At 64.2% G+C, this 9,385-nt stretch carries 8 protein-coding genes; 5 read left to right on the top strand and 3 right to left on the bottom strand.

Annotation, left to right across the window (positions count from 1 at the left end):
• Positions 1-123 precede the first annotated feature (123 nt).
• The 5 genes from GLS40_RS16735 (at position 124) to GLS40_RS16715 (ending at position 6,617) form a co-directional block, all read left to right on the top strand.
• On the top strand, positions 124-1,968 hold the full coding sequence (locus GLS40_RS16735) for a TniQ family protein (protein WP_160383804.1): 1,845 nt from the start codon (positions 124-126) through the stop codon (positions 1,966-1,968).
• A gap of 985 nt (positions 1,969-2,953) precedes the next feature.
• Positions 2,954-3,904: a Bug family tripartite tricarboxylate transporter substrate binding protein gene (locus GLS40_RS16730; protein WP_160383803.1), complete on the top strand. Its 951-nt coding sequence runs from the start codon at positions 2,954-2,956 to the stop codon at positions 3,902-3,904.
• Positions 3,901-4,362: a tripartite tricarboxylate transporter TctB family protein gene (locus tag GLS40_RS16725; protein ID WP_235905967.1), complete on the top strand. Its 462-nt coding sequence runs from the start codon at positions 3,901-3,903 to the stop codon at positions 4,360-4,362. The genes GLS40_RS16730 and GLS40_RS16725 overlap by 4 nt, the downstream gene beginning before the upstream one ends.
• 15 nt (positions 4,363-4,377) lie before the next feature.
• Positions 4,378-5,853: a tripartite tricarboxylate transporter permease gene (locus GLS40_RS16720; RefSeq protein WP_160383802.1), complete on the top strand. Its 1,476-nt coding sequence runs from the start codon at positions 4,378-4,380 to the stop codon at positions 5,851-5,853.
• Positions 5,850-6,617, top strand: a complete 768-nt coding sequence (locus GLS40_RS16715; protein WP_160383801.1) for an amidohydrolase family protein — start codon at positions 5,850-5,852, stop codon at positions 6,615-6,617. The genes GLS40_RS16720 and GLS40_RS16715 overlap by 4 nt, the downstream gene beginning before the upstream one ends.
• Before the next feature lie 12 nt (positions 6,618-6,629).
• Here GLS40_RS16715 and GLS40_RS16710 read toward each other — a convergent pair whose 3' ends face one another.
• Genes GLS40_RS16710 through GLS40_RS16700 form a run of 3 tightly spaced genes read right to left on the bottom strand, consistent with a single transcriptional unit; the run spans position 6,630 to position 9,385 of the window.
• Positions 6,630-7,580, bottom strand: a complete 951-nt coding sequence (locus GLS40_RS16710) for an SMP-30/gluconolactonase/LRE family protein (protein ID WP_160383800.1) — start codon at positions 7,578-7,580, stop codon at positions 6,630-6,632.
• A complete protein-coding gene (locus tag GLS40_RS16705; protein ID WP_160383799.1) occupies positions 7,577-8,869 on the bottom strand; it encodes a TRAP transporter large permease in 1,293 nt (430 codons plus the stop codon). The genes GLS40_RS16710 and GLS40_RS16705 overlap by 4 nt, the downstream gene beginning before the upstream one ends.
• Complete coding sequence (locus tag GLS40_RS16700) at positions 8,870-9,385, bottom strand: TRAP transporter small permease (protein ID WP_160383798.1); 516 nt, start codon at positions 9,383-9,385, stop codon at positions 8,870-8,872.

The following is a 9,385-nucleotide window of genomic DNA, read 5'->3' as shown; positions in this document are numbered from 1 at the left end:
CGCCTTGAACTCAGGCGCATGCTGCTTCCGTTTCGACATCTCTGATCTCCTTCTCGTCGAAGATCAGCAGACTGCAAATCATAGCTTATGTCAGTGTCCGAATTTCGGGGGGTAGCTCAGTTGATGTCCATGGCAATGCTTTTACCTCACACCGCCCATGATCCGGCCGAGTCCCTGATAGGGTTCGCCGCCGGTCTCGCAGCCCGCCACACAGGCGGTCGGACCGGGTTTTTTCTGGGGGACAAAGGGATCAAGCTTCCGAAGCTTGCGCGCGGCGAACCTGATGCCGTTCATCGACTGGCGGATTGGGCCGGCGTCTCGCCGGCCCAACTCTTCGCCAACGTCCCTCAAGGCCTGGACCGGCGATACTACAACTTGCGCGGCGAGCACGTGTCGGCGGAATTCTTGTCGTCACCATATACCGTATTCTGTCCGGCGTGCCTGCTGGCGGATGATCAGGCGTCCGGTGGCCGGATTGGTGAGCGGCGTCACCATTGGATTTGGCAGCTGACTGTCGTTCGGACCTGCTCACGCCACGGTCTTCCCCTGATGCGTCGCAAGGCGAGTTTCTCGGGGGACCGCTTCCACGAGCTTGCGATCATGGTTCCTGAAACCGGCGACAGTCTCGAGAGTCTAATCGATGGGCTTCAGCCGCGTTCCGCTTCCCCGCTTCAAGACTACGTCGTAGAGCGGCTGGAAGGGAAGCAGGGCCCTGCCTGGCTCGACAGCGAAGGTCTCGAGCAAGCAGTGCGTGCCAGTGAAATGCTCGGCGTACTTGTCCTGTTCGGCGCGAAGCCCAACCTCGACAAGTTCACCGAAGACGATTGGGATCGCGCCGGCGCCGCGGGTTTCGCCATCACCGCCCAAGGCGACGAAGGTATCCTTTGCGTCCTCGCAGACATCCACGCGCGCGCAAGCCGGAAGGGGGGCAAGCTTGGTCCCCAGGCAGTGTTCGGGCGCCTGTATCAGTGGCTTTCGCGGTCCCGAGCCAAGAAAGAGCCCGGAGACATCAAGCGGATCCTCCGTGACTACATAATCGAAAACATGGAAATGCCCGCAGGCGCACCTGTGCTCGGTGAGAAACTCGCTGAGCGTCGCCTTCATACTTACGCCACTCTCGCCAGCGAGAGCGGCCTGGACCCGCGCACGCTCCGGCACATGCTCATCGCCAAGCGACTCATTCCGGACACTGCGACCCTCGACAGCAATCACGTTTTCGACGCCACCCTCGGTCGCGAGATTGCGCGAAGTGTCCTCCGGATCGTTCCGATTTCGCGGCTGCCGAAGTTGCTTGGCTGCAAACGCCCCCTCGCACAACAACTCGTTGCCGAGCGGATCCTGACACCGATCGTCGACGAGATCTCGGATTCGCCTGGTCGCCACAAGAAAGGCATTGATGCAAAGGAGGTCGAGGGACTGCTTCGCCGACTTCGCGCGTGCGCAAACCCAGTCGAAAAAGTTCCTGCAGGAATGGTCGATCTCGCGAAAGCGGCGATGAAGTCGAACGCTCCTGCGGCGGAAATCGCGCATCTCATCTTGGGTGGCTACCTTCAGAATGTAGTGCGAGTGGCCGGTATAGATGGGTTCAATGCGATCTACGTGGACCCGGTTGAAACCAAGGCGGCCGTTTCCGAGATCTTGGCGGGCTTGTCCCCAGCGGAAGCGTTTGTCCTGCTGCGTGTTCCCGTCGCAGCTGGATGGGAACTGGTTCGGAAGCGGCTTCTGCCGTCGCGTGAAATCCGGTCTGATGACGGAGACCATGTCATCCATCGTTTTCAGCCCGAAGATGTCGATGGGTTCCTCTCAGAATTCACGACGGAGGTGCACATCGGAGATGCCTTCGGCATGGGCGAGAAAGACCTGAAGCCGGAGATGAAAGCGGCAGGCGCGAGGCCGATGTTGCGGAAGTCGGACATCGGTGTGCGGATTTTCCGACGTAGCGATCTGCCGGAGCGCTTCCGCGTGTAGACATACCTGACAACATGCAACATGATTGATCGGTCGTCCCTTGGGGCGGCCGATTTTTTTGTCCGCAAGGCTGCAGCGCAAGAAATCCAGTAGCCAAAGTTAGCTTGTCAAATGGCCGTTTTTGCCGCTGGAGATGAGTTTGATTCAAACAAAAACAATGGGTTACGGTTTTGCGATGGCCAAAATTAGCTTGTCGTCACAGCCTTGATGTGGCGTGCCACACGACATGACCTAACCGCCTCACAAGGTCATTTTGGCTGAGAAGATGCCGAAACGGCCTCGGGGGGACCCTCGGAGGCCGTTTGTGTTGTGGGTGGATCATGGGGCTGCGTCGACGGGCTGGAGAGAGGCGACACAGTGGGCGGAAACCGGAATTTCGATACTGCCGCGAACAGAGCTGCTCCCCGGGCCGGAAGCTGCCAGGCGGTGCAGTCAATACCGATGTCCGGAAGGGCGGGGTGCGGGCATTCGCTGCGGGCAAGTCGGATCGCAGCTTTCCGCAGGTCACGGATTTCGCAAGGCTTTCGACACCCGCGCTTGTTTCCGAGCGTTGCTTGACCTTATTGCCAACCTTGACGACCGACGCATACCCGATTGTCTTGAGCCGCGCTGTGCCGGTGAGATTTTGTTCCCGGTTTGAACTTGGAAGAACCTGGGGCAAACGACGGCCACGGATGACACTGCCTGCCTTGCAAGGCAGCGTCACTCTGGCCGCCTCTTGAAAGAACACACACCTGAGGGTGGTAAGGTGACGTCGGAATGTGTGACCCGGCTGGCACCCGGCGTGCAGTGGCCAATTAATGAAGAATTTCTATCTTTTAGCTTGAATTTTTTGCGTTTTAATTAAGAAAAGATAAATGTCATGTTCGGCGCACCCGGTAGGAGGCCGGATTTTTGGCCGCTCGCTGTTGCGCTTACGGCCAACGTGTTTCAGCAGCCCGCTGCGGCCATCGGCCTGCACGTTTCTTACACTTGGGAGGATACCATGACATTCACACGCCGTACGAGCCTGGCCCTGTTGGCCAGCATCGCGATCACGCCTGTTGCCGCCTTTGCGCAGGAGGATTACCCGAGCCGCCCGATCACCATCGTCGTGCCCTATGGGGCAGGCGGCACCACCGACATTTCCGCCCGCCAGATGGCGACCATGGCTGAAAAGGTTCTGGGCCAGCCCATAGTGGTGGAGAACCAGCCCGGCGCGAGTGGCACCAATGCCATGCGCGCCGTCGCGGCCGCCGATCCGGATGGCTACACCCTGATCGCGACAACCTCGTCCCCGTCCTTCGTCACCCCCGCGCTGCGCGACGTGGGCTATGACACGCTGACGGATTTCATCCCGATCCTGAACTATTCCGGCCCGTTCCACGGGGTCGTGGTTCCGGCGGACAGCCCGTATGCAACGCTCGAAGCACTGATCGAAGGCGCCAAATCCGGGGTCGTCACCTATGGCACCGCGGGCGCCATGGGCGGCGCGCACCTGGCCTTTGCCTCGGTCGCCAAGGACACCGGCGCCAAGCTGCAGCACGTGCCCTTCGATGGCGCGTCCAAGGCGACGGCGGCGGTTCTGGGCGGGCATGTGAATGCGGCGCTGGTCCCGGCCTATCGCGATCTGGTGCAGGATGGCCAGCTGCGCCTGCTGGGTGTGCTCGACGGCACCAACGACCCGGATTTCCCCGATGCGCCCACGCTGAAAGAGGCCGGGCTGGCGGCGGAATTCCCCTCGATCGTGGGCATCATGGCGCCCGCCGGAACCGATCCTGCGATCATCGCCAAGCTTGAAGCTGCGTTCACCCAGGTCGCCTCGTCGGACGAGTTCAAGACCTTCATGACCGATCTCAGCCAGCCGGTGCGGATCATGTCGGGCGCAGAGCTGGGCAAGACCATCGCCGAGAACCTGACCGCCTACCGCGCGATCGCCAAGGACCTCGGCAATTGAGCAGCAGGACGGGGGGCGGGTTCGCCCGCCCCGGCTTTCGCCTGCTGACGACCGGCCTGATGCTGGCGGCTGCGCTTGGCGCGATTGCCGTGCTGGACCAGCAGATCGAGATTTTCGGTTTTGGCGACAGCGGGCCGGATGCGCGCAGCTTTCCCCGTATGGCGCTCTGGCTGCTGGCGGCGGTGCTGGCGCTGCGGCTGATCCTTGGGCTGCGCCAGGCCGATGCGCCACTGGGCAGGCCCGTGCGGCTGGGCCGGGTGCTGGCCGTCGCGGCCGCCACGGCGCTTGCGCTCTGGCTGATGCCGCGGGCGGGCTTCTTCGTCGGGGCCGCCGGGGCCGGGATCGTCGTGGCGCTGGTTCTGGGCGAAAAACGCCTCCCGGCGTTGATCCTGCCCTTTTTCATCGCGGCCATTGTCGCCTATGGCGGGCGGCACGGGCTCAACATCCCTCTGCCCTGACAAGGACTGCGATCCGTGCTCGTCGATGCCTTTCTTGAACTGTTGAACCTCTGGGTGCTGGTCGCGGCGCTGGTCGGGATCGTCGCGGGGATCATCATCGGTGCGATCCCGGGCCTCGGGCCCACCATGGCCATTGCGCTGCTGATCCCGGTCACCTTCTCGATGGAGCCGATCCCGGCGATCATCCTGCTTTTGGGCGTCTATCAGGGCGCGATCTTCGGCGGCTCGATCTCGGCGGTTCTGCTGAACGTGCCGGGCACGCCCTCCTCGGCCGCGACCGCCATCGACGGCTTCGCCATGGCACGCCGGGGCGAAGGCGGGCGGGCGCTGCGCTTTGCCCTTTATGCCAGCGTCTTCGGCAATATTTTCAGCTGCCTCGTGCTGATGGCGCTGGCCGAGCCGCTGGCCCGCTTCGCGCTGGATTTCGGCCCGGCGGAGATGGCGATGCTGATGCTCTTCGCGCTGCTGGTCATCGTGCTCTTCGGCGGGGGATCGCGGCTCGACGCGCTGATCATGGTGCTTGTGGGGGCCTGCGCGGGCATCGTGGGCCTCGACCCGATCAGCGGCACGCCGCGTTTCACCTTCGGCTCCTTCGCCTTTGAAAACGGGTTCCAGTTGATCCCCGTGCTGATCGGCCTCTTCGCCATGTCCGAGGTGCTGCTGCAGGCCTTCGACCGGGAACCGCTTGTGGGTGACGCAGAGGTGCCGCCGCTCAAATCCTCGGTCGTGCGGTTTGTCGAGCTGTGGCGGATGCGGGTGACGCTGCTGCTGTCCTCACTCATCGGCACCTTTGTCGGCATCCTGCCGGGGATCGGCTCCACCGTGCCCGCCTTCATGAGCTACAACCTCGCCCGCTCGCGCTCTGCCGACGCCGCGCAATTCGGCAAGGGCGCGCCCGAGGGCGTCGCCGCGCCCGAGGCCGCCAACAACGCGGTCACCGGTGGCGCGCTGGTGCCGACGCTGGCGCTCGGCATTCCGGGCGACGCGGTCACGGCGGTGATCCTGGGTGCCTTCATGCTGCACGGGCTGGCGCCGGGGCCGTTCCTGTTCCGCGACCACGGGCTGGAGGTCTACGCCATCTTCGAAGCGCTCTTGCTGTCGTCGATCCCGACGGTGATCCTGGGCTTGCTGTTCTTCCGCGTGGCGATCCACGTCACCCGCATCCAGCCGCGCCACCTGCTGCCCGCGATCACGATCCTTGCCATCTTTGGCGCGTTTTCGGTGAACAACAGCCTGTTCGATGTCTGGGTGATGCTGGGCGCGGGGGTCCTCGGGTTCCTCTTCCGCCGCGCGGGCTTCCCGCTGCCGCCGCTGCTGATCGGCCTGATCCTCGGCGCGCCGTTCGAACAGAGCCTGCGCCAGGCGCTGCTGACCTCGGGCGGCGGGTATGGCATCTTTGTCGGATCGCCCATCACCATCGGGCTGGTGGCGCTTATCGGGCTGTCACTGGCGATCAGCCTGACCCTGAGCCTGCGAAAGCCGCGGACATGATCACCGATTGCCACCTGCATTCCTTTGCCAAGGACGCGGCCGCTCTGACCGGCGCCTATGTACCGCCCGCCCGCGATATCCACGACTACATGGCAGAGGCCGCACGTCTGGGCGTGCGCCGCGCCGTGGTGGTGCAGGCCTCGGTCGATGGCACGGACAACTCTCGGTTGGTCGAGGTCCTGCGCGCGCAGGACTCTTTCGAATTGCGCGGTGTGGCCACGATCGCCCCGGATGCCGATCTGCCCGCGCTGCACGACGCCGGCATCCGTGCAACCCGCGTTCAAGACCGCGCAAGGCTGGGTGACAGCGCCCTGGACACGTTGCTTGACATGGCCCGCAGGGTGGCCGAGGTCGGCTGGCATATCGAGCTGAACACCGAGCCGACCAGCTTCGCCCGGATTGCCGCGCTGCTGCCCGATCTGCCCAAGGGCACGCGTCTGGTCCTCGACCACATCGGCCATGTGGACCCGGCTGAGCCGGACGCGCTGTTCCGGCTTCTGGACACCGGCCTGATCTGGGTGAAGCTCTCGCCCACCCGCATCAGCACTGATATCGGGCGCTACACCGACCTTACCGCGCTGGTGACACGCATCGGCAAGGGTTTTCCCGAGCGGATCCTCTGGGGCAGCGACTGGCCGCATGTGATGACGCCTGAGCCGGTGCCGCAGATCCCGCCGATGCTGGAGCTGTGTCGCAACGCGCTGAGCCGGGCGGCCTTCGACCGCTGCATGTGGGACAATCCCGAACGGCTGTACGGGTTCTGATCCGCTGACGCATCAGAGAGCGCCAGAGAACATCGGCGCGCCCTTGATGCCCAGCTCCTCCGGAAACTCGGCCTTCAGGATGCTGCCGCTGTCGCTCTCGGTGATATAGAGCGTCCGCCCCTCCGGCCCGCCAAAGGCGCAGTTGGTGGTGCCGAGGCCGCGCGGCGAGCGGACCACGGCAATCGGACGACCCAGCCCGTCATGCACCCAGACGAGGCCCATGCCGGTCTGACACACCACCACGCCGCCATCCGACGTCAGCGCCAGACCGTCCGGCCCGGCGCGCCCGCCCGAAAACTGGATGAACAGCCCGGCCTTGTTGACCCGCCCCGAGGGCGACATCGGCAAGCGCCAGACCGCATTCGCCCGTGTCACGGCCAGGAACAGCACGTGTTCGGCCAGGTCCAGCACCAGACCGTTGGGGCTGGGCACCGTGTCGATCAGGCAGGTCAGCGCGCCGGTTTCGGGCTGCCACGTCCAGACCCGGCCCGTGGGGTCCTGCAGCCCGGTCTGGCCCTGATCGGTGAAATAAAGCGCCCCGTCACGGCCGAAATGCAGATCGTTGCAGCCCTTGAAGCTTTCGGTATCCGCATCGCCGAGCGCCTTGCTGACGGCGCCGGTCTCAGGGTCCAGCAGCATGATGCCGTTCTGGTAGTCGGCCAGAAAGATCCGTCCGTCGCGATGGATCTTCAGCCCGTTCGGCTGGCCGTCATATTCGGCGATCTGGGTGATCTGGCCGTCCGGCGCAGCGCGAAACACCCGCCCAAAGGGGATGTCGACGAACCAGAGGTTGCCGTCGCGGTCGAACGAGGGCCCCTCCAGGAAACTGTCCGCAGGCGCGCCGCGCCGGTTCTTTTCTGCCCAGTAGGACGGCTGGCCGGTGCGGCGCAGCGTGGCGGGCAGCTCGGTGAAGACCTCGGCGTCGATGATCGCGGGCTCGGGGAAGGGATAGGTCGGGGTCATCCGAACGTGAACTCCGGCAGGAACAGGGCGATGTCGGGCACGCCGATGAGAAGCAGCATGAAGGCGACGATGATAAGGAAGAAGGGCAGGGTGCCCATGATCACGTCTTCGACCTTCACCTCGTCCGAGGAACTTGCCACGACAAACAGGATCACGCCAAGCGGCGGCGTCAGTTGGCCCAGTTCCACGAGGATTACCACGAAGACGCCGAACCAGATCGGGTTCACGTCCATCGCAAGCAACGCCGGGAAGATCACCGGCACGATGATCGCGATCATGCCCAGCCCTTCCATGAAGCAGCCAAGGATGGCGAAGACCACCATGATGATCAGCAGGAAGGTCAGCCGCGAGACATTGGCCTCTTCCAGCATCCCGACCAGGTCTTCGCCAATGCCCGACAGCGCCGTGGCGTAGGCAAAGATCATCGAGGTGAAGACAATGAACAGGATATTGCCGCTCATCGAGGCCGTGCGGGACAGCGCGCCCTTCAGCAGCGACAGGTTGAGTTTGCCATAAAGCCCGGCGATCAGGATCGCGCCGACGGTGCCCACGGCCCCGGCCTCGGTCGGGGTGGCGAAACCGCCGTAAATGCTGCCCAGGACGATGACGATCAGCATCAGGAAGGGCACGATATCCAGCAGCGCGCGGCCCAGATCGCCCGGCGTTGCCCGCGTCGTGGACTTAGGGGCCAGCGACGGGTTCATCAGCACCCGCGCCATGATGAACCCCATGTAGCAGAGCGCCAGCAGGATGCCGGGCACCAGGCCAGCGGCAAAGAGGCGCGCAATGGAGGTTTCGGTGAAGGTGGCGTAGATGATCATGGTGATCGACGGCGGGATCAGGATGCCCAGCGTGCCGCCCGCGGCCAGTGACCCCGCGACGAGGCGCTTGTTGTAGCCGCGTGCCGACAGTTCCGGCAGGGCGACGGTGGACATGGCGGCAGCGGTCGGGGCCGACCCGCCCGAGATCGCCGCGAAGATGCCGCTGCCCGCGATATTGGTATGCAGCAGACCACCGGGCAGCCGCCGCATGAAGGGCGCGACCCCGTTGTAAAGCCGCGTCGACAGGCCCGAACCCAGCAGGATCTCGGCCATCAGGACGAACAGCGGAATGGCGGCGAGGGTGAAACTGTTCGCGGCGCCCCAGCTGACGAGGCCAAGCGCCTTCCAGCCGCCAAAGCCCTTGAGCAGCCAGATATAGGTCAGCCCCGCCCCGGCGACGGCAAATTGCACCCACATGCCGCCAAGGATCAGGCCGATCAGCAGGCCAAAGGCGAGGATCGCTTCCATTTACTTGTCCCCGGATTTGCGAAAGGTCAGCAGCATCTGCTCGACCAGAAAAAGCGCCAGAACGGAAAAGCCGAGCGGCAGGATAAGCTGCGGGATCCACAGCGGCGTACGCAACACGGTCGGGGCGAATTTGCCGCGCGAAAAGGACGACAGCGTCAGGTCCTTGGTCTTCCACGCCAGGATCACGCAGATCAGCAGCGCGACCAGCACAAAGGCGCGGACCAGCCAGCGGCGCGTGCCCTCGGGCCATTGGTCCAGCAGGAAATGCACCTGGAACATCGACTCGCTGCGCAGGCTGAGCGCCGCGCCGAAGAAGGTCATGAAGACCACGCCATAGCCGGTCAGCTCTTCGGCGAAGCCAAGCGAATAGTTGAAGCCGCCGCGCAGCAGCGCCTCCAGGCAGACCAGCGAGACCAGCGCCACCAGCATCGTGCCGGTTGCCGCGCCGGTGATCCGCGCGGCGATGTCGAAGAAGGGGCCGGCCGAAGCCGGCCCCTGTGTGCGTTCGAGCTGCAT

This window comes from Pseudooceanicola pacificus, assembly GCF_009789075.1.
Lineage (GTDB): Bacteria > Pseudomonadota > Alphaproteobacteria > Rhodobacterales > Rhodobacteraceae > Pseudooceanicola > Pseudooceanicola pacificus.
Note: the sequence above shows the minus strand (reverse complement) of the source record. Positions and strands in the feature narration are given on the sequence as shown.